This window comes from Pseudomonas sp. No.117 (genome assembly GCF_054558395.1).
In genome coordinates this window covers 47,642-68,593 of the sequence record NZ_BAAJNP010000004.1, presented here as the reverse complement: position 1 = coordinate 68,593, position 20,952 = coordinate 47,642, and the positions used below count along the sequence as shown (strand labels likewise).

The following is a 20,952-nucleotide window of genomic DNA, read 5'->3' as shown; positions in this document are numbered from 1 at the left end:
GCCTCCCGCCAACCGCTACGCTTGCCGCCCCAGAACCCGCCCCGAGCCCCGATGAAGACCCCGCTGCATTACCTGGTCCGCTACCCGTCCGCCAACCTGCTGTTCATCCAGCTGCTCGGCCTGCTGCTCTACCCCTTCGTCGAACAGGAAGAGCATGGCCGCGCCATCATCGGTGCCTTTGGCATCATCGTGCTGGCCACGGCGCTGCGGATGGTGCGCCGCAGCCCGACCATCCAGTGGCTGGGCTTCATTCTCGCCGGCTGCATCCTGGTGCTCACGGTGCTGGTGGAATGGCACGGCGACCCGCACCTGGTGGTCTCCCTCGCCGTCCTCGATGCGATCTTCTACTTCTATGCCGCCGGCAGCCTCATCGCCTACATGATGGAAGACCAGCGCGCGACCACCGACGAACTCTTCGCGGTGGGCGCGACCTTCACCCTGCTGGCCTGGGCCTTCGCCCACGCCTATTCGGCCTGCCAGATCCTGCAGCCGAACAGCTTCACCGCCGCCAACGACCCCCTCGCCGCCCGTACCTGGACGGAGCTGCTCTACGTCAGCTTCGCCATCCTTTCCGGCGTCGGCCTGAGCGACATCTATCCGATCAAGCCCATGGCGCGCTCGCTGGTCATGCTCGGCCAGTTCTCCGGGGTGATGTACATCGCGCTGGTGGTAACCCGCCTGGTCACCCTGACGGTGCGCAGCCGCTAGCCGAAGCGCGCCAGGGCGAAGCTGCTCAGGTCGATGTCGCTGCGCCCCGCCGTCACCTGCTGCGCGAGCGCCTCGCCCAGCGCCGCCGAATGCTTGAAGCCATGTCCTGAACAGGCGCTGACCACGGTCACGCCTGGCAGCCTCGGATGGGTGTCGACGATGAAGCCGAAATCCGGCGTGACCGTATAGGCACAGACTGCGCTGCGCACCACCTGGGGCGACAGCCCCGCTATCCACCTGCCCACTTGATTACTGAACAGCTGTCTCGATTCTTCAGGATGGAGCAACCGGTCAATCCCTATAGGGGTGGTATTATTCTGGTACTGCTCGGTGGCGACTTTCACCGCGCCCTCCCCGGGCAATGGTGGGAAGCCGTAGAAGAGATCGCTGTCACCACTGCCGTGGGCCAGGATGAAGCTGGGCGAATCGGTCGGAAACAGCTCGGGCTGGGTTTGCTCGAACCAGTGCAGCGTCTGGCGACAGACGCGCAACAGCCCGGTGAAAGGTGCCCCCAACAGCTCGGCACTCCACATGCCAGCGGCGACGATCACCCGCTCGGCACGCCAGCTGTCCTGGGCGGAATGCAGGCGCACGCCCTGCCCGGCCTGCTCCAGACGCTCGATGCAGGTGCCGGTGATGAGCTGGGCGCCATGCGCCTGGGCGGCTTCCAGCTGGGCCTGGATACAGGCCTCCGGATAGAGGTAGCCGCCACCGGGCTCGAAGTAGCCAAGGGCGTCGTCCGCCACGCGAAACTGCGGAAAGCGCTGCCGAATAGTGGCGCCGTCCCACTGCTCATGGGGGATGCCGTACTGGCGCGCCAGCTCCAGGGTGGTCTGGGTGAAATCCGCGCGGCCGTGATGGGAGGTGGCGGTCGCGGTCGCGTTCATGATCAGCACGCCGCTTTGCTCGAACAGCCTGACGCCCCGCTCGGCCTCCAACTCTCGCCAGAGTTGCTGGGAACGGATTGCCAGGGGCACGTAGGCCGCGCCCTCACCCACCGCCTGGCGAGTGATGCGCGTAGCGCCGTGACTGGAGCCCAGCTCATGGGGCGGTGTATAGCGGTCGATTCCCGCGACCTTGACGCCGCGCTTGGCCAATTGATGAAGCGTCGCCGCGCCCATGGCGCCTAGCCCCAGAACGATCACCTCGAAAATCGTTTCCGCCACCTTCTTCTCCTCGCAGTTTCCCTCGGAGCGGGCACTCTAGCAGAGGCATCGAGCCGGCCAGTCCCCTTGTCGTCTAGGTTGGGCAAGGGGTTTGAATATCGCAAGGACCACTATCGGGGTGGTATTACCAGGGAATGCTGAAGACGCAAGGGCGGTCGGTGTCCGCCCGCGGCCGGACTGGCGCGCCGGCCGCGGGATGCCGCGGCGCGTCCACCGCGTGCCAGGCGAAACGGCGGCCCAGCTCGCGGTAGCCCACGAAGACGAACTGGCCGCTGCGCACCCGATAGGCACGGCGCCTGGCGCGATAGACCCGGGGAATCAGGTACCAGGGCAGGCCTGGCAGGTCATGGTGGACCAGATGCAGGGTGTTGTTGAGGAACAGCCAGCGCAACGGCCCGCTGCTCTCGTTGAGCACGCAGCGCTGCGCGGGATCCCGTGCCGGCCGATGCTCGTAGAAGGACCTGATCAGCGCCACCGCCAGGGCGGGCCAGGCGACGCCCAGGACATAGACCGGCCAGGGCAGACCGGCGACGTGCTGGATGGCCAGGAGCAACCCGGCGACCAAGCCGAGGTGGAGGCACCAGAGACGCCCTACCCCCTGCTCGCCGAGCCGCCAGCGGCGAAATTCATGGCAGAGCATGGCCTGCAGGGCCAGCACCGGCCCCACCAGCACCCGGCCAATCAGGGTCTTGTCCAGCCAGAGCAAGCCGCGCCCGGCCGGCCCCCTCCTCTCCCAGAGTTCGCCATCGACATAGCGGCTTTCGGGGTCGAGGGCCGGGTCGGTCAGCGTCTCGCGGCGATGGTGCGCCAGGTGGCTGTCGCGATAGAGCGGAAAGGGAAACCAGAGGCCCAGTGGCGGATAGGCCAGGCCAGCGTTGAGATGCGGCGAGGCGGTGGGGTGACCATGGATCAACTCGTGTTGCAACGACTGGTGGAGGACCACCACCAGCACCAGCGCCGGCAGCGTCCAGTAACCCAGCACTGGCCAGGCGGCAACCAGACCCAGCCAACTCCCATAGACGCCGGCCACCAGCGCCCAGGTGGGCCATTCACTACGGGCCGCGAACGTTCGCGACAACAACTTCACCAGGCGGCGCTGCCGCGGATCCAGATAGACAGTCACTAGCATGCCCTGACGTTCATCGACATGGCGACACTAGGGAAATAAGCGAAGACCGCCCAATACTATTCGGGCATTACCTCATAGCCAGGAGAGAAACTTACTGTTATCCCAGACACACAACTGTTTGGCAGCGGTCAGTGCCGTCTGAATTTTTCGAGATATATCGAGCCTCCATTAAAAGCCCTTGTTAATCATCGACTTAAAAACCGCCTTCGATAAATCGACCATTATTGGTGTTGGCCGACAGACACTTCGCCAATGACTGCCACACAAGCATATGCTTAGTCGCATTGAAGATTAGAAACTTCGCAAAACACCCTCCTACACTCCAGCGACTTCTCATCCCGCCAGGAGTGTAGCCATGTCTCTAGTTATAGAACCCCTCACCGGTCGTATCGGCGCGCAGATTTCCGGCGTGAAGCTGTCCGCCGACCTCGACGAGGCGACCTTCACCGCCTTGCATCAGGCGCTGCTCAACTACAAGGTGGTGTTCCTGCGTGATCAACATCTGAACGATGAGGAACACGAGGCCTTTTCCCGCCGCTTCGGCGAGCAGGTGCCCCACCCCACCGTACGTTCGGCCGAGCGCAGCGCGGCCATCCTCAATCTGGATTCACGGCATAGCCGGGCCAATTCCTGGCACACCGACGTCACCTTCGTGGTGGACTACCCGAAGATCTCCATCCTGCGCGGCGTGGTGATCCCGAGCCAAGGCGGCGACACCGTCTGGGCCAATACCGCGGCGGCCTACGCCGATCTGCCCGCGCCCCTCAAGACACTGGCCGACGGCCTGCGGGCGCTGCACACCAATCTCTACGACTACGCCCCATCGCGCCATGCCGAGGCCAATGGCCTGCGCCGCTATCGCGAGGAATTCACCGCCGAGGTGTACGAGACCGAGCATCCGCTGGTCCGGGTCCATCCGGAAACCGGCGAGCGGGCGCTGGTGCTGGGCCATTTCGTCAAGCAGATCCAAGGCGTGAGTGGCAATGATTCCCGGCAGCTGTTGCGGCTGTTCCAGGACCGGGTCACCGCCCTGGAGAACACCGTGCGCTGGCGCTGGCAGACCGGCGACGTGGTGCTCTGGGACAACCGCGCCACCCAGCACATCGCCGTCGACGACTATGGCAGCGCCGAACGGATCGTCCGCCGCACCACCATCGCCGGCGAGGTGCCCTTCGGGGTCGACGGCCGCCCCAGCCAGGCCATCAAACCCACCGCCGAGGCCCGCTCGCCGCGTACCGAAGCCGACAAGAAACACCTGGCCGCCTGACGGCCACGCAAGGAGCCAGACATGCAGCGCCTTCGCCTCATCGGCCGCCATATCGTGGCGGCGATCACCCTGATCGGCACCACGGGCGCTGCCCACAGCGAAATGCGGCGCATCGGCGTCATCCACGAGCTTTGAATCTTCCAGAAGGAATCTGCCACCCATGACCGTCATAACCTCAGGCTGGGGCGCCGGCCCATCCACTCGCCACGCCGACCTTTCGGCGCGGTTCCAGCCACTGTTCCAGCGCATTCGCGCCGGCGCCATCGAGCGGGAGGTAGAGCGCCGCCTACCCGTGGAAGAATTGGGCTGGCTCAAGGCAGCCGGCTTCACCGCCCTGCGCCTGCCGGTCGAGCACGGTGGCGCCGGGGTGACGCTGCCGGAATTGTTCGCCTTGCTCATCGAGCTGGGCGAAGCCGACTCGAATCTGGTCCAGGCGCTGCGCGGCCACATGGGCTTCGTCGAGGGCCTGCTGAACAGTGACGACGAGGCACGCCGCGCGCTGTGGTTCGGCCGGATCGCCGCGGGTGAGACCCTGGGCCCGGCGTCCAGCGAAGTCGGCGATGCCCGGCGCGCCGAGTTCAGCACCCGACTACGCCGGGAAGGCGATGCCCTGCTGCTGTCCGGCACCAAGTTCTATACCACCGGCTCGCTCTATGCCGACTGGATCGACGTAGGCGCCACCGACGACGCCGGCAACCGGGTCATGGCCACGGTCCGCCGCGATGCGCCCGGGGTGGAGGTGGTGGACGACTGGAACGGTTTCGGCCAGACCCTCACCGCCAGCGGCACCGCTACCTTCACCAACGTGCGGGTGGCGCCGACGGACGTGGTCGCGGTGGGCGAGCGCTTCCGCTATTCACCGGGGTTCTTCCAGGTATTCCACCTGGCCAACCTCGCCGGCCTGGGGCGTGCCATGAGCGGCGAGGTCGCGGCGGCGGTGGCCGCCCGCACCCGAACCTTCACCATCGGCAACGCTGACCGGGTGAGCCAGGATCCCCAGGTACTCGCCGTGGTGGGCCAGGTGCGCAGCGCCGCCTACTGCGCCGGGGTCATCACCCTGAAGAACGCCGAGGCGCTGCAGCGGGTGTACGACCTCAGGCACGCCGACGACCAGGCCGCCGAGGACAGCGCCGTGGCACTCGCCGAGCTGGAGGTCTGCCAGTCACTGAATGTGGTCACCGACCTCATCATCGACGCCTCCGGCCGCCTGTTCGATGCCCTGGGGGCCTCGGCGACCTTCAGGCCCCAGGGGCTGGACCGCTTCTGGCGCAACGCCCGCACCCTCGCCTCCCACAACCCGCGCGTCTACAAGGATCGTATCGTCGGCGACTACGCGGTCAACGGCACCCCGCCGCCGCCGCAGTGGAAGATCGGGGTGGCGTGAAAGACGCCGGGACTTCCCGTAGGTTGGGCTGAGCATAGCGAAGCCCAACACACCCAAACCCTGCCGGCGGGTCCGGCCAAAGCGTCGACGGCCCTGCCCTCTGGATCCAACCTGGCTGTCCAGCCTCCCCCTGCCCGAGCCACAGGCTCGCGCATCCGCCGCGCAAGCGCTGGCGAGCGACCAGCGGCCCGGATACCGCCGCTATCCCCGACCCTCGGCGATGCTTTAAGCTCGCGGGCTTTCTTCAGGGAGAGGCGTCATGGATAAGTCGCGTAGCAATCGGCAAGTAATGTGGAAGGCGATCAAGGATCCGCGCTTCATCCCGGTGGTGGTCGCCGTGGTGTGCATCGTGCTCTTCTTCGTCCTCGGCCTGATGGACGTCCTCGGCGACTGACCGGACCGGCGTCCTGGCGCCCTGGCGCAACCCGCAGCTCAGGCGGCCGCGCCCGGTCCTCGAGGCCGATCACCCAGGATGGTCGCCCGATGCATGATGCGGCGCTGGGGACGGTAGTCGTCACAGGCGTAATGCTGGGTGATGCGGTTGTCCCAGAAGGCCAGGTCCCCTGCCTGCCACTGCCAGCGCACCTGGAATTCCGGGCGGGCCGCATGGGCGAACAGCAGCTGCAACAGGGCATCGCTCTCGGCCTCTTCCAGCTCGGCGATGCGGGTGGTGAAGCCCGCGCTGACGAACAGCCCTTTCTGCCCGGTCTCCGGATGCACCCGGACCACGGGATGGCACACGGGCGGATTGGCCGCCCGCGCCGCATTGAAGCGCGCCAGCCCTTCCGCGGTATGGCCGAAGCGCTCCAGGGGAAAGGACTTGCTCAGGTCGTGCCAGGCGGTCAGCCCGTCCAGCAACTCGCGCAGCGGAGCCGACAGCGCCGTATAGGCCGCCGAATTGCTCGCCCAGAGGGTATCGCCGCCATAGGCCGGTACCTGGCGCGCACTGAGCAGCGAACCCAGCGGCGGGGTCTGGATGAAGGTGACATCGGTGTGCCAGAGGGCGTTGTCCCTGAGGTCGTTGAGTTCGGTGTCCAGCACCAGGATTTCCGGCTGCTCGGGGTGCTTGGGATAGATGGGATGGATGTGCAGGTCGCCGAAGCGGGCTGCCACGTCGCGCTGCTGGCGCGGCGTCAGCAGCTGGTCGCGCAGGAACAACACCTGGTGTTCCAGCAGCCCTCGATGCAGGGCGGCATGACTGGCGGTGTCCAGCGGCTCGCGCAGGTCCAGGCCGTGGACCCGCGCACCCAGGGCGGGGCTCAGGCGTTCGAAGGTGATGGTCATCCTGCCTCTCCTCAGTTCCAGCCGGCATAGCGCCGCTGTAGCGCGCGCAGACCGAGTTCGATGGACAGGGCGATGCTGGCGATCAGCAGGATGCCCACTACCACCACGTCGGTGGCCATGAACTGCGCTGCCGATTGCACCAGGAAACCCAGGCCACGATTGGCGGCGATCAGCTCGGCCGCCACCAGCGTCGACCAGCCCACCCCCAGGGCGATGCGCAGGCCGGTGAGGATGTCGGGCAAGGCGCTGGGCAGGATGACATGGCGCACCACCTGCACCTTCGACGCGCCCAGGCAACGCACCGCCTGGACCCGTGCGCGATCGACCCGGCGCACCCCGCCCACGGTGGCGATCAGCAGCGGCGCGAACAGCGCCAGATAGATCAGCAGCACCTTGGACAGCTCGCCGATACCGAACCAGATCACCATCAGCGGCAGGTACGCCAGCGGCGGGATCGGCCGATAGAACTCCACCAGCGGATCCAGGGCGGCGTTCAGCGTCGGATTGAGGCCCATGGCGATGCCCAGGGGCACTGCCGTGAGCACCGCCGCCAGCAGCGCGGCAAGCACGCGCAGCAGGCTGGTGCTCAGGTGCTGCCAGAGACTGGCATCCAGATAGCCGTCGGCGAGCAGGCCCTGCAGAGCGACCAGCAGCTGCTCGGGGGATGGCAGGAACAGGGTGTCGACCCAGCCCAGGTGAGTCGCGCTCCACCAGAGCGTCACCACGCCGGTCAAGGTGCCGAGCGCGGCAAGGCGGCGGCGACCCAGGCGCAGCGCACGTCTTCCACGGGCTTCGCGGACTGGGGTGGCGAGGGTTTCAGCGGACATGGTCGGGGGTCTCCTGGAGGAAGAGATCGAGCAATTCCTGGCGCAACTCGGCGAAACGGGGATCGGCCTTGATGTCCCGGACCGGCTCACCGGCCAGATAGCGACGGGCGAAGGGCACGTCGAGACGGCGGACGATGCGCGCGGGCGGACCGTCCAGCACCAGCAGGTCGGTGGCCAGGAACAGGGCTTCGTCCACGCTGTGGGTGATCAGGAACAGGCCCTTGCCGGTGCGCTTCCATACCTCCAGCAGCAAGACCTGCATGCGCTCCCGGGTCAGGGCATCGAGGGCGCCGAAGGGTTCGTCGAGCAACAGGAAATCCGGGTCCACCGCCAGGGCACGGGCCAGGCCCAGGCGTTGACGCTGGCCACCGGACAACTCGCCGATGGCGTGCTCACCGTGCTGGGCCAGGCCTACCAGTTCCAGCATCTCCTGCGCCCGGCGCTCCCGCTCGCCACGCGGCAGGCCACGTAGACGCAGGCCCAAGGCGACATTGTCCCGGGCGTTGAGCCAGGGCATCAGGGCATCATCCTGGAACACCACGCCGCGCTCGCCACCGGGTCCTTCCAGGGTGCGACCATCGAGGTGCACCCGGCCGCCGTCGAGCGGCTGGAAACCCGCCAGCACATTGAGCAGGCTGGACTTGCCGCAGCCGGAAGGGCCCAGTACCACCACCGCGGCGCCCTTCTCCACCGCGAGATCGAGATTCTGCAGGATCGGCTGGATACGGCCGCGGCGGACGAAACCAAGACTGGCCTGTTCCAGGCTAAGTCGACTCATGATCGGCTCCTGTCGGGAGGGAAAAAAAGCCCCTCCGAAGAGGGGCGAGTCGTGGCGTGAAGAACTCGGGGTCACTGGGCCTTGCGGACGTACTCGGCGCTCACGTAGGGCGAGTAGTCATCGAGCACCGTGGGAATGCGTTTCTGTTCCTTGAGGAATTCGGCCGTGCGGGCGATGGCCTTGGCGGTACCGCCGCCGAGCAGGTCCGGACCGAGCTGGGCCTGGGCATCCGGATAGCGCGAGCCGGCTAGCAGTTCGGGGATATCGGCGGCGTCCGCACCGGTGAGGCGGGCGATCTTCTTCGCCTGCTCCGAATCGGCACCCCACGCCTTGCCATGGGCCTGGTAGTCGGCGAAGGCATCCAGGGTCACCTTGGCGAACCGGCTGACGATCTCGGGATGCTTCTCGGCGAAATCCTTGCGCGCGACCCAGACTTCGAAGGTCGGCGCGCCCCAGGCGCCCACCTGGGCGGCATCGGCCAGCACCTTGCCGCTCTTCTTGATCTCACCCAGGGCCGGCGACCAGACGAAGGCGCCATCGATATCGCCGCGGCGCCAGGCGGCCGCGATCTCGGTGGGATTGAGGTTGACGATCTTGACGGTGGTCGGATCCACGCCCCAATGCTTGAGCGCCCCGAGCAGGCTGTAATGGGAGGTGGAGACGAAGGGCGTGGCGAGGGTCTTGCCCACCAATTGCTCGGGCTTGTCGATACCGCTGCCGTTGCGCACCACCAGGGCTTCGGCGGAATCGATCTGCGCGGAGACGATGAAGGTCACCAGCGGCAACTTGCGCGAGGTGGCGGCGGCCAAGGGACTGGAGCCGAGGTTGCCGATCTGGACATCACCCGAGGCCAGCGCCGCGACGACCTCGGGACCGCTGTTGAAACGACGCCAGTCGAGCGTCTGGCCGATGGCCTTTTCGTAGCGGCCATCAGCCTGGGCGACCTTGGACGGATCGACCCCGGTCTGGTAGCCGATCACCAGCTCTTCGGCCGCCGCCTGGCCGGCGAATGCGACGGCGCCAACCGCCAGTACCAGGGTCTTTATCAGGGCTTTCACGCTTGGCCTCCTTGTCGATAGCACCCTACGGCGGGCGCTTGGCGCCGGTCTGGCGCCTGATGGAGGCAAAGCTAAACGATCTAAGGATCGGCGAATAAATAACGAAATGGAATCAGCTTAGGCGCGGCGTCCTGCCGTTGGACGTCGTCAATGCCTAGCCAGGGCTGAATAAGGGCCAGGGCGCTCCGGCGGATCCTGGCCGGACGCTCTCAGCCTTTGCGCTGGTTGAGGAAGCGGAAGCAACCCGCCAGCAGGTCGTCGAAACGCCAGGGCTTGGGCAGGTAGTAGATATCCGGCGCCCGCTCCGGTTGCAGCTCTTCGAAATAACCCGAGGAGACGATGATCGGCAGGCCAGGCAGTTGCTGCTTCACCCGCCGCGCCAGTTCCAGGCCATCGATGGCGCCGGGCATGCGCACGTCGGTGATCAGCAGATCCGGCGTCGGACGGGCGCTCGACAGGTATTCCCAGGCCTGGTCCGCAGTACCGAAGGTGTGCACCTGAAAGCCTTCACCTTCGAGCACCTCTTCCATCAGCCCGAGCAACATGTTCTCGTCTTCGACGACCACTACCACTGGTTTCATAAATCCGTCTCGATCTCCGCAGGTCCGCCATTTGACTGGACGTATCTCGTTGGGGCGCGAATTCTACCCCTATTCCTGCGCTCCCTGCGCAGTTTCCTCTGAGCTTAGACGCGCAATGCGACACCTTGTCCCACCTGGCGACGGGCAGGCACGGAGTAAGGCCAGACCGCTCTTCCCTTTAGGGGTGGTATTAATTCTGGCGGCGGCTTTCCGCTCGATCCGGGGAACCGGGGAGGAGCCCTCCAGTCGGACTTCAGGTATCTCGAAGGGCTTCCCGCGATTCAGGCGCGTCAGCTCTCAGGATCAGGGAAGCCGTCTGCCGAAGGAGAAAGTGCATGACGGCCATCGATTGGACGGGTTGGCTCAACGCCCCCTGGATTACCACGCTGATCGCCGCCGCGGTCGCCCTGCTGATCACCGCGATCGCCCTGACCCTGGCCTTCGCTGCCATCCGCCGCCTGGCCAACCCCTTCCTGCTGGCACGCAACCTGGTGAAGTACGTGGAGAAGCCGGCGCGCCTCGCGGTGCCGCTGGTGGTGTTGCAAGGTGTCTGGAATTCAGCACCCGATGCCCTGCCCCTGTTGCGCGCGGTACAGCACGTCACCGGACTGCTGAGCATCGCCGCCTTCACCTGGCTGGGCCTGCGCGCGGTCAAGGCAGTGGGCGCCACCATCGCCCTGCGCAATCCGGTGGACGTGGCGGACAACCTGCGGGCCCGACGGATCCAGACGCAGAATCGGGTGCTGGTGCGCAGCCTCAGCTTCGTGGTACTGCTGGTCGGCATCGCGCTCATGCTCATGACCTTCCCGGCGGTTCGCCAGGTTGGCGCGAGCCTGCTCGCCTCCGCCGGGGTTGCTGGCCTGGTCGCCGGTATCGCCGCGCGCCCGGTGCTGGGCAATCTCATCGCCGGCCTGCAGATCGCCGTGACCCAGCCGATCCGCCTGGATGACGTGGTCATCGTCGAGGGGGAATGGGGCCGAGTGGAGGAAATTACCGGCACCTACGTGGTGGTGCGCATCTGGGACGATCGCCGCCTGGTGGTGCCCCTGCAATATTTCATCGAGACTCCCTTCCAGAACTGGACACGTTCCTCCTCCAGCCTGATCGGCTCGGTGTTCATCTGGGTGGACTACTCCCTGCCACTGCCCCCGCTGCGCACCGAATTGGAACGCGCCTGCGCCGAGGTGCCCCATTTATGGGATGGCCGGGTGTGCGTGCTGCAGGTGACCGATGCCTCCAGCGAATCCATCCAGATTCGGGTGCTGGTCAGCTCCGACGATTCCTCGAAGAACTGGGACTTGCGCTGCTTCGTGCGGGAGCGCCTGATCACCTACATCAACCGCGAATTCCCCCTCTGCCTACCCAAGCTGCGGACCGAACTCGGTCGCCGCGACGACCTGCCCAAAATACATTCCGACGAAAGGCAAGAGCCTGTCGCGCGGCAGCCAGAAGTTTGATTTGGTAGCCATTTTCCTCGATCAGGCAGCCATCAAGCGATTCCGCGACGGCTTATTCCTTAGCGCACCAGAAGTGAGCGCTAGCAATCAGGCATGCATCTGGCAATAGGACATAAACGCGCAACCTTCGCGCGGGAAACTTGTGACGTCGTCCATGAGTCAGTGCGAGAGCAATCTGGAAATCCGCGAAGCAGTTCTCGCCCATCTCCAGACATCTCAGAAGAGGTGACCGGCAAAAAGGCTGTAGCAGCTCGGCTGTAGGCATTTTTGAACCAGGAGCATCGAGCTTCAGGAAAGAAGCAACTAGGTAACCCTCAGTCTCGAACTTGCTGCATTGGGAGCGCACCATGGCAAATGCCGTCGTGGGGAAATTTGGGGCCCTGGAGCCCGTTGAAACTGCCATCCGCACCACCAGATCCAGCTCTCCTCGCAAGCGTACCGACGAGCCCCAGCTGACGCTGAGCTCGGTTGTCGAGAGCCGTAAGCGTATTCTGTTCGTGACGCCGGAAATCTCCGACTTCGTCAAGGCCGGTGGCCTGGGCGAGGTGTCCGGCGCCCTGCCCCGCGCCCTCGCCGCCTCCCACGACGTCCGGGTGCTCATCCCCGGCTACCGCCAGGTCATGGCCGCGATCAAGGATCGCGTGCAGATGGTCGGCCGCATCGCAGCGCGCGCCGCCATGCCGGCCTGCGACATCGGCCGGGTCAACCTGGAAGACGGCCTGGTCGTCTACGTGCTGATCTGCCCCGAACTCTACGAGCGTCCGGGCAATCCCTACGGCGATCTCAACAATGCCGACTGGGCCGACAACCACATCCGCTTCGGCCGCCTGGCCAGTGCCGCGGCCGATTTCGCCCTGGGCGACGCCTCCATTCGCTGGGTGCCGGATCTGCTGCACCTCAACGACTGGCAGACCGGCCTCGCCGCGGGCTACCTGCGTTGGAAGGGTTCCAGTACGCCCTGCCTGACCACCATTCACAACCTCGCCTACCAGGGCCTGTTCCCGGCCTCGGTACTGGCCGAGTTGGACATCCCGGAGCATGCCTTCCAGATGGAAGGCCTCGAGTTCTGGGGCAAGGTGTCCTTCCTCAAGGCCGGCCTGGTCTACGCCGACCACATCACCACGGTCAGCCACACCTACGCCCAGGAAATCACCACGCCGGAATTCGGCTATGGCCTGGAAGGCCTGCTGCAGCTCAAGGCGCGCCAGGGCAAGCTGACCGGGCTGCTCAACGGCATCGATGACAACTGGAGCGCCTGCAGCGATCCGCACCTGAGCCAGTGCTTCGCGGAAGAGGACTGGGACGGCAAGGCGGTCAACGCCGCGCACATTCGCGAGGAATTCGGCCTGGAGCCGTCCAACGGCCCGCTGTTCGCGGTGGTGTCGCGCCTGGTGCAGCAGAAGGGCATCGACCTGACCATCGAGGCCGCCGACCACATCGTTGCCCGCGGCGGTCAGCTGATGATCATCGGCTGCGGCGAGCCGCACATCGAGCGGCAGGTGCGGGCACTGGCGCTGCGGTATCCCGGCCGCGTCAGCGCCCACATCGGTTTCTGCGAGACCGAAGCGCGGCGCATGTACGCCGGTAGTGATTTCCTGCTGATGCCCTCGCGCTTCGAGCCCTGCGGCCTGAGCCAGATGTATGCCCAGCGCTTCGCCTCCCTGCCGATCGCTACCCGCACCGGCGGCCTGGCCGACAGCATCGAGGATGGCACCACCGGCTTCCTGTTCAGCCCCCTGTCGCTGGACAACTACCTCAGTGCCATCGACCGTGCCCTGGGAGTCTTCGAGCGCCAGGACCTGCTCAATGCCATGCGTCGCCGGGCCATGCAGGGGCCCTTCTTCTGGTCCGAATGCGCCAAGCCCTATGCCGCGCTCTATCTCGATCTGCTCCAGGCCACCGCTCAGCAGGAGCGGCACGTCGGCGCCTGACGTCAGACCTGGCTAACAAGCGCTTTTCCCTCGTCAAAAGACCGACGAAAAGCGCTTGTCCCGCTCAACTTTGAGCAACTCTCACCGGTCATAACAGCAACTGCGGCCACCTGGGCCGCAGTGCCTTTTCTGCCGTCCGGTTTCGGGAGTTCTTCATCCATGACTGATATTTCGCGCGACGCAGCCGCGGTGACCGGGGGCTACGCCTGGCAGACCCGTGCCGGTGCCACTCTGGTGAGCAAGGACCGCACCCTGTTCCATTTCTGGGCGCCCAGCGCCGATGCCGTGTCGGTGGCACTGGAAGGCGGCATGACGCTGCCCCTGGAGCGCCAGGCCGATGGCTGGTTTGCCGTCGAGGCCCAATGCGGTGCCGGTACCCGCTATCGCTACCAGATCGGCGACCTGCTGGTGCCGGACCCCGCCTCCCGGGCCCAGGCCGGCGACGTGCACGAGCCGAGCATCGTCATCGACCCCACCACCTATCACTGGCAGACCGTGGAGTGGAACGGCCGACCCTGGCACGAGAGCGTCATCTACGAATTGCACGTCGGCACCCTCGGTGGGTTTTCCGGGGTCGAGAAGCTGGTGCCGCGCCTGGCGGCGCTGAGCATCACCGCCATCGAACTGATGCCGCTGTCCGAATTCCCCGGTGGCCGCAACTGGGGGTATGACGGCGTCCTGCCCTACGCCGTGGAAGCCTCCTACGGCACCCCGGACGACCTCAAGTCGCTGATCGACACCGCCCATGCCCATGGCGTGATGGTCTACCTCGACGTGGTCTACAACCACTTTGGCCCGGACGGCAACTACCTGCATGCCTACGCCGAGCGCTTCTTCCGCGAGGACATCCACACCCCCTGGGGCGCCGCCATCGACTTCCGCCAGGACGCGGTGCGCCGCTACTTCATCGACAACGCCCTGATGTGGCTGATGGAGTACCGCTTCGACGGGCTGAGATTCGATGCCGTGCACGCCATCAACGACAAGGGCTTCCTCGAGGAAATGGCCGAGGAGATCCGCGCCACCGTGGAGCCGGGCCGCCACGTGCACCTGATGCTGGAGAACGAGGACAACACCGCCACCCTGCTTGGCGGCAAGCACTACAACGCCCAGTGGACGGACGATTGGCACAACGTCATCCACCCGCTGCTGACCGGCGAAGACGAAGGCTATTACAAGGACTTCACCCAGGACGCCACCGCCAAGCTGGTGCGCTGCCTGGGCGAAGGCTTCATCTACCAGGGCGAACAGACTCGCCATGGCAAGGCGCGCGGAGAGCCGAGCGCCGACCTGCCCGCCTCGGCCTTCATCGTCTTCCTGCAGAACCACGACCAGGTCGGCAACCGGGCCTTCGGCGAGCGCCTGACCCGCCTCGCCCCGGAACCGGCCCTGCGCGCCGCCACCGCCCTGCTGCTGCTCAGCCCCATGATTCCGCTGCTGTTCATCGGCGAGGAATGGGGCAGCCGCCAGCCCTTCCTGTTCTTCACCAGCCACAACGACGAACTGGCGGAACTGGTGCGCGACGGACGCCGCAACGAGTTCAAGGATTTCGATTTCTTCACCAGCGAAGAACATCGCCAGCAGATTCCCGACCCGAACGCGCCGAAGACCTTCGACGATTCCAAGCCCAATTTCGGCGAAGCCGACCAGCCCGACCATGCCGCCTGGCTGGGCCTCTACCGGGAATTGCTGGAGATCCGCCGCAAGGAACTCTTCCCGCGCCTGGAAGGTGCCCGCGCGGCCGGTGCCGAGGCGCTGGCCGACCGCGCCGTGCGTGCCCGCTGGACCCTGGCCGATGGCAGTGGCCTGACCATCGAACTCAACCTCAGCGAAGCCGCGGTGAAGGTGGCTGAGCAAGCGAACGGCGAGCTGCTGCACAGCAGCGATGCCAAGGCTGTCGCTCAGCGCCAGGACGGCCAACTGGCCGCTCATACGGCGCTGGTCTGGCTGGAGAAAAAGGCATGAGCGAGGATCGCCTGGAACAGCTGGCCAAGGCGGCCGGCATCGCCATCGAATGGACGGCCTACGACGGCCAACGCCAAAGGGTGAGCCCCGAAGCGCTGCGCAACCTGCTCAAGGCCATCGACCTGCCGGCCGACAGCGAAGCCGACATCGACGCCAGTCTGCGCAAGCTGGCCGAGGTTGGCGACAAGCACCACCTGCCACCGCTGATCACCGCGGCGGTAGGCAAGCCGGTGGGGACGCCGGATCAGTTCAAGAGCGGCGTCCCCTACCAGGTGCACCTGGAAAACGGCCAGCGCCTGGAGGGCACCGTCGATGCCCAGGGCCAGCTCGCCGCCATCGTGGCGCCCGGCTACCACCAGGCGGAGATCGATGGCCAGCGCCTGACCCTGGCCGTGGCGCCCGAGCGGTGCTACACCATCGCCGACGCGACGGGCGACGACCAGGCTCGGCTGTGGGGCCTGGCGGTGCAGCTCTACAGCCTGAGACGCACGGGGGGTAGCGGCGCGGGGGATCTGCAAGGCCTGGTGCAGCTGGCCAAGGCCGCTGCCGACAAGGGCGCGGATGCCCTGGCCATCAGTCCGCTGCACGCCATGTTCAGCGCCGATGGCAGTCGCTACAGCCCCTACTCGCCCTCCAGCCGGGTGTTCTTCAACGTGCTCTATGCCGCGCCCGAGGTGGTCTTCGACGCCGAGCGCGTGCAGCAGGCGATGCAGCGTGCCGGCCTGGAGGCCGAAGCCGAGCGCCTCGAACAGCTGGAGCTGATCGACTGGCCGGCATTGGCGAAGCTGCGGCTGCGCCTGCTGCGTACCCTGCACCTGGACTTCCGCACTGCCGGTGGCGACCTGCACGAGCGCTTCGAGGCCTTCCGCCGCGACGGCGGTGAAGCCCTGGAAAACCACTGCCGCTTCGAAGCCCTGCATGCCTCCTTCACCCAGGGCGAGGCCTCGCCCAGCTGGCAGCATTGGCCGCAGCAGTATCGCGATCCGCGCGATCCGGCCGTGGCCGAATTCGCCGAGCGCCACGCCCAGGACGTCGAGTTCTATGCCTTCACCCAGTGGCTGGCCAGCGAAGGCCTGTCCGCTGCCCAGGCGCAGTGCCGCGACTCCGGGATGCGCATCGGCCTGATCGCCGACATCGCCGTGGGCGCGGACGGCGGTGGCAGCCAGGCCTGGAGTCGCCAGGAAGAGTTGCTGGCCTCGGTGACCGTGGGTTGCCCGCCGGACCTGCTCAACCAGAAAGGCCAGGGCTGGGGAATTTCCGCCTTCTCGCCCACCGGCATGGTCAAGCATGGCTTCCGCGCCTTCATCGAGATGCTCAGGGCCAATTTCGCCCATGCGGGCGGCGTGCGTATCGATCACGTCATGGGCCTGCAACGGCTGTGGCTGGTGCCCGAAGGCGCCTCCCCGGCCGATGGCGCCTATCTCTCCTACCCCATCGACGACCTGCTGCGCCTGGTCGCCCTGGAGTCCTGGCGCCATCGCTGCGTGGTCATGGGCGAAGACCTGGGCACGGTGCCGGAAGGCTTCCGTGAGCGACTGGCCGAGCGCGCCATCATGGGCATGCAGGTGCTGCTGTTCGAGCGTGACGGCAAGGCCTTCAAGCCGGCTTCGCACTGGTCGGACACAGCCATGGGCATGCCTACTACCCACGATCTGCCGACCCTCACCGGTTGGTGGCAGGGCCGCGACGCCGACTGGCAGGAAGAGCTCGGCCTGCTGCCGGACGGCACCACTCGCGACGACCAGTTGGCCGAACGCGCCGCGGATCGCCAGCACCTGGCCAAGGTGCTGCAGCTGGACGACACCAGCGTCGACAACGTCGGGGACGCGGTGGACGCCGCCATCGACTTCATCGGCCGCACGCCGGCGCCCCTGATCATTCTGCCGGTGGAGGACGCCCTGGGCCAACTGGAACAGGCCAACCTGCCCGGCACCACCAACGAACACCCCAATTGGCTGCGCCGCTGGGATGCTCCGGCGGACCGTCTGCTGGACGCTGCCACCCCTGACCGTCGCCTAAGCGTGCTGAGCACTGCTCGTAACAATCCGGAGAACACTCGATGAGTCGCTTGCGCGCTACCGTACGCCTGCAGTTCCACAAGGACTTCACCTTCGACGACGCCCTGCCCCTGGTGGAGTACTACGCCAAGCTGGGTATCAGTCATTTCTACGCCTCCCCGATCACCACCGCCCGCGCGGGTTCCGTGCACGGCTACGACGTGGTCGATCCCACCCGGGTGAATCCGGAGCTGGGCGGCGAGGAGGCGCTGCGGCGCCTGGTCGCTCGCCTGCGCGAGCACGGCATGGGGCTGATCGCCGACTTCGTACCCAACCACACCAATGTGGGCGGTTCGGAAAACGCCTGGTGGCTGGATATCCTCGAATGGGGTCGCCAGAGCCGCTACGCGGGCTTCTACGACATCAACTGGTACGGTCCGGACCCCGACCTGCAGGGCCAGGTGCTGCTGCCCTTCCTCGGCGATGCCTATGGCAACGTTCTGCAGGCCGGCGAACTCAAGCTGGTGTTCGATGCGGAGAAAGGCGCCTTCCGCGTCGAGTACTACGCCCACCACTTCCCGATCAATCCCGGCACCTACGGCCAGATCCTGCGCGAAAGCGACCTGCCCCAGCTGAGCCTGTTCGCCGATGCCTTCTCGGCCCGCGCCAAGGACCAGGCAGAAGCTCGTGGGGCCCAGCGGCAACTGGCCGATGCGGCCAAGGACCCGGCCGTCGCCGCCGCCCTCGACAAGGCCATCGCCGCCTTCGATGGCAGCCAGGCGGACAACCAGGAGCGCCTGCATGCCCTACTGGAGAGTCAGCACTATCGCCTGGCCAGCTGGCGCACCGCCTCGGATGACATCAACTGGCGGCGGTTCTTCGACATCACCGAGCTGGGTGGCCTGCGCATGGAGCGCCATGAGGTCTTCGAGGAGACCCATTCGCTGATCTTCCGCCTGATCAGCGAAGGCCTGCTCGACGGCCTGCGTCTCGACCACATCGACGGCCTGGCCAATCCGCGTGCCTATTGCCGCAAGCTGCGGCGACGGGTCGACGAGCTGTGCGCCAGCCGTACCGGCGGTGCGCCGGAAGACGGCTTCCCCATCTACATCGAGAAGATCCTCGCCGAAGGCGAGCAGCTGCGCGAAGGCTGGGGCATCGACGGCACCACCGGTTACGAATTCATGAACGAGGTCTCGGCGGTCCAGCACGATGCCCGTGGCGAAGCGCCGCTGCGCCAGTTCTGGGCGGAAACCACCGGCCGCACCGAGGACTTCCTCGAAGAGGTGCGGGAAGCGCGGCGCCTGGTGCTCACCACCGCGCTGAACAGCGAATTCGAATCGGCAGTGCACACCTTGCACCTGCTGGCCCAGCAGGATTGGCGGACCCGCGACACCAGCCAGGGCGCCATTCGCCGGGTGCTGCTGGAGCTGATCGTGCAGTTCAAGGTCTATCGCACCTACGCCGGCGCGGCCGGATTCGTCGGCCACGATGCCCAGTGGTTCGACACCGCCCTGGAGGCGGCGCGGCCCCACGTCAGCGAGGCGGAGCAGCCGCTGCTCGAACAGCTGCGCGCCTGGCTCGGCGGCGAGGCCCCTCGCCACAAGCCGGTCGGCAGCCTGGCGCGTCGCGAGCAGCGCCGCGCCATCACCAAGTTCCAGCAGCTCACCTCGCCCATCGCCGCCAAGGCGGTCGAGGACACCGCCTGCTATCGTTCCGCCCCGCTGCTCTCGCGCAACGACGTGGGCTTCGATCCGCAGCATTTCGCCCAGCCGGTGAGTGCCTTCCACGAGGCCAGCGGCTGGCGTGCCGAGCACTTCCCGCGCAACATGCTGACCACCGCGACCCATGACCACAAGCGTGGCGAGGATACCCGCGCGCGCCTGGCGGTGGTCTCGGAACGCCCGGACGCCTACATCGCCCAGGTCCGCCGTTGGCAGGAACAGGCGGCGCCCCTGCGCGGCGAATGGAACGAGGCACCGGCCCCCACCCCGGGTGATGAGCTCATGCTGTACCAGACCCTGCTGGCCAGCTGGCCGCTGGCGCTGGAAGCCGATGACCAGCACGGCCTGCAGGCCTATCTGGAGCGTCTGCTGCAGTGGCAGGAGAAGGCCCTGCGCGAAGAGAAGCTGGAGTCGGATTGGTGGGCGCCGAACGCCGATTACGAAGCCGCCTGCAAGGCCTTCCTGGAAGGCCTGCTCACCGATGCCAAGTACCGCTCGCTGCGTGGCGAGATCGTCGCTGCCGTACGCGAACTGGCACCGGCGGGCGCCCTGAACGGCCTGGTCCAGCTGCTGCTGCGCAACACTGCACCCGGCGTTCCGGATCTCTACCAGGGTGGCGAATTCTGGGACTTCAGCCTGGTGGAGCCGGACAACCGCCGCGCGGTGGATTACGCGCCACGTCAGCGTGCGCTGGAAAGCGCCACCTCCACCTCCGCGGCACTGGCCGACTGGCAGAGCGGCGAGATCAAGCAACAGGTGCTGGCCACCGTGCTGCAGCTGCGCAAGCAGCTGCCCCAGCTGTTCACCGCGGGCCGCTACTTGCCGCTCAGCGTCGAGGGCGCCAAGGCCGACCAGGTGCTGGCTTTCGCGCGGACCTGGGAGCAGGAGGCAGTCATCGTCATCGTCCCGGTGCATGCCTCCGACCTGCTGGCAGACGCCGGCGCACTGGGCTTTTCTGCAGATGCCTGGCAAGACACCCGGATAAAACTTCCGGAAACCTTGTCCATGTACCGTTTCGGGGAAACTTTTGCCCCCGCATCTGTCCATCACCAGAAGAAAGAGCTATCTGTCGGCGAGGTTCTGGCACGTTTTCCGCTTGGATTGCTCAGCACACAAGACATCACTCAAGGAGCCGCACCGCAATGACCCAAAAAGACGAACGCATTCAGCAGCTCGCCTATCAGATCTGGGAGTCCGAAGGACGGCCGGCCCACGAACACGACCGCCACTGGGAGATGGCGACCCGTCTCTACGAAGCCGAGCAGGAAGGCGTGGCGAAGAAGACCGCCACCAAGAAGCCGCGGGCGACCAAGGCCAGCGCACCGGCGGGCAAGGCTGCGGCACCCAAGGCCAACACTACGGGCAAGACCAAGAGTGGCAGCGAGAAGGCCGCCACCGAGGCCGCGGCTGCGGGTGAGTCGGTGACCGAAAAGGTCGAGTCGGTGGCCAAGAAGGTGGTGTCCAAGGCCAAGCAGGCGGTGAAGCCCAGCGCCAGCAAGCCCGCCGCCAGCAAGGCCCCAGCGAGCAAGGCCAAGCAGGAGGCTGCGGTCGAAGCGACCGGCGTAGGTGCAGCGCCGGCTACGCCGAAGAAGCCCCGGGCCTCGCGGGCCAAGACTACCGCTGCCAAGCCCACCGCCAGCGAGTGATCTGAGTGTTCGGCCTGGCCACTCGGCCAGGCCTTCCCCCTACCGCCCCG

Annotated in this window: 17 protein-coding genes; 10 read left to right on the top strand and 7 right to left on the bottom strand. The window is 66.4% G+C overall.

Annotated elements, in window-relative coordinates:
- Window positions 1-51: 51 nt before the first annotated feature.
- Entirely contained in the window at window positions 52-708 is a 657-nt protein-coding gene (locus tag ACYJP6_RS10180) for an ion channel (protein ID WP_459474869.1), read from the top strand.
- Here ACYJP6_RS10180 and solA read toward each other — a convergent pair.
- Both solA and ACYJP6_RS10170 read right to left on the bottom strand, forming a co-directional pair.
- Window positions 705-1,829, bottom strand: a complete 1,125-nt coding sequence (gene solA / locus ACYJP6_RS10175) for an N-methyl-L-tryptophan oxidase (protein WP_459475351.1) — start codon at window positions 1,827-1,829, stop codon at window positions 705-707. The genes ACYJP6_RS10180 and solA overlap by 4 nt on opposite strands.
- 169 nt (window positions 1,830-1,998) lie before the next feature.
- Window positions 1,999-3,003: a fatty acid desaturase gene (locus ACYJP6_RS10170; RefSeq protein WP_459474868.1), complete on the bottom strand. Its 1,005-nt coding sequence runs from the start codon at window positions 3,001-3,003 to the stop codon at window positions 1,999-2,001.
- A 355-nt stretch (window positions 3,004-3,358) separates the two neighbouring features.
- Here ACYJP6_RS10170 and ACYJP6_RS10165 point away from each other — a divergent pair, with 355 nt between their 5' ends.
- The 3 genes from ACYJP6_RS10165 (at window position 3,359) to ACYJP6_RS10155 (ending at window position 6,048) form a co-directional block, all read left to right on the top strand.
- Window positions 3,359-4,270, top strand: a complete 912-nt coding sequence (locus ACYJP6_RS10165; RefSeq protein ID WP_459474867.1) for a TauD/TfdA dioxygenase family protein — start codon at window positions 3,359-3,361, stop codon at window positions 4,268-4,270.
- A gap of 160 nt (window positions 4,271-4,430) precedes the next feature.
- Window positions 4,431-5,654: an acyl-CoA dehydrogenase family protein gene (locus ACYJP6_RS10160; RefSeq protein WP_459474866.1), complete on the top strand. Its 1,224-nt coding sequence runs from the start codon at window positions 4,431-4,433 to the stop codon at window positions 5,652-5,654.
- Window positions 5,655-5,913: 259 nt separating this feature from the next.
- Window positions 5,914-6,048 carry a hypothetical protein gene (locus tag ACYJP6_RS10155; RefSeq protein ID WP_260856002.1) on the top strand — a complete coding sequence of 45 codons (135 nt, stop codon included), beginning with the start codon at window positions 5,914-5,916 and terminating at the stop codon, window positions 6,046-6,048.
- A 38-nt stretch (window positions 6,049-6,086) separates the two neighbouring features.
- Here ACYJP6_RS10155 and tauD read toward each other — a convergent pair whose 3' ends face one another.
- The 5 genes from tauD to ACYJP6_RS10130 form a co-directional block, all read right to left on the bottom strand.
- Window positions 6,087-6,938, bottom strand: coding sequence for a taurine dioxygenase (gene tauD / locus ACYJP6_RS10150; RefSeq protein ID WP_459474865.1), 852 nt, complete (start codon window positions 6,936-6,938; stop codon window positions 6,087-6,089).
- A gap of 11 nt (window positions 6,939-6,949) precedes the next feature.
- Window positions 6,950-7,765 (bottom strand): taurine ABC transporter permease TauC, encoded by an 816-nt coding sequence (gene tauC, locus ACYJP6_RS10145; RefSeq protein ID WP_459474864.1) that lies wholly within the window; start codon window positions 7,763-7,765, stop codon window positions 6,950-6,952.
- Entirely contained in the window at window positions 7,755-8,543 is a 789-nt protein-coding gene (locus ACYJP6_RS10140; RefSeq protein WP_459474863.1) for a taurine ABC transporter ATP-binding protein, read from the bottom strand. The genes tauC and ACYJP6_RS10140 overlap by 11 nt, the downstream gene beginning before the upstream one ends.
- A gap of 71 nt (window positions 8,544-8,614) precedes the next feature.
- The gene (gene tauA / locus ACYJP6_RS10135) at window positions 8,615-9,592 is read right to left on the bottom strand and encodes a taurine ABC transporter substrate-binding protein (RefSeq protein WP_459475349.1); all 978 of its coding nucleotides are present in this window, start codon (window positions 9,590-9,592) and stop codon (window positions 8,615-8,617) included.
- 218 nt (window positions 9,593-9,810) lie between these two features.
- Window positions 9,811-10,182, bottom strand: coding sequence for a response regulator (locus tag ACYJP6_RS10130; protein ID WP_027599241.1), 372 nt, complete (start codon window positions 10,180-10,182; stop codon window positions 9,811-9,813).
- A 335-nt stretch (window positions 10,183-10,517) separates the two neighbouring features.
- On the opposite strand from ACYJP6_RS10130, the gene ACYJP6_RS10125 reads away from it, so the two are divergent.
- From ACYJP6_RS10125 to ACYJP6_RS10100, 6 genes are all read left to right on the top strand, one after another.
- Window positions 10,518-11,639 (top strand): mechanosensitive ion channel family protein, encoded by a 1,122-nt coding sequence (locus tag ACYJP6_RS10125; RefSeq protein WP_459474862.1) that lies wholly within the window; start codon window positions 10,518-10,520, stop codon window positions 11,637-11,639.
- Window positions 11,640-11,986: 347 nt separating this feature from the next.
- The gene (gene glgA, locus ACYJP6_RS10120; RefSeq protein ID WP_459474861.1) at window positions 11,987-13,570 is read left to right on the top strand and encodes a glycogen synthase GlgA; all 1,584 of its coding nucleotides are present in this window, start codon (window positions 11,987-11,989) and stop codon (window positions 13,568-13,570) included.
- Between the two features lie 159 nt (window positions 13,571-13,729).
- Window positions 13,730-15,535, top strand: a complete 1,806-nt coding sequence (gene treZ, locus ACYJP6_RS10115; protein WP_459474860.1) for a malto-oligosyltrehalose trehalohydrolase — start codon at window positions 13,730-13,732, stop codon at window positions 15,533-15,535.
- The gene (malQ, locus tag ACYJP6_RS10110) at window positions 15,532-17,598 is read left to right on the top strand and encodes a 4-alpha-glucanotransferase (RefSeq protein WP_459474859.1); all 2,067 of its coding nucleotides are present in this window, start codon (window positions 15,532-15,534) and stop codon (window positions 17,596-17,598) included. The genes treZ and malQ overlap by 4 nt, the downstream gene beginning before the upstream one ends.
- Window positions 17,595-20,402 (top strand): malto-oligosyltrehalose synthase, encoded by a 2,808-nt coding sequence (gene treY, locus ACYJP6_RS10105; RefSeq protein ID WP_459474858.1) that lies wholly within the window; start codon window positions 17,595-17,597, stop codon window positions 20,400-20,402. Before malQ ends, treY begins: the two co-directional genes overlap by 4 nt.
- Complete coding sequence (locus ACYJP6_RS10100; RefSeq protein WP_459474857.1) at window positions 20,399-20,902, top strand: DUF2934 domain-containing protein; 504 nt, start codon at window positions 20,399-20,401, stop codon at window positions 20,900-20,902. The genes treY and ACYJP6_RS10100 overlap by 4 nt, the downstream gene beginning before the upstream one ends.
- The last annotated feature ends 50 nt before the right edge of the window (window positions 20,903-20,952 follow it).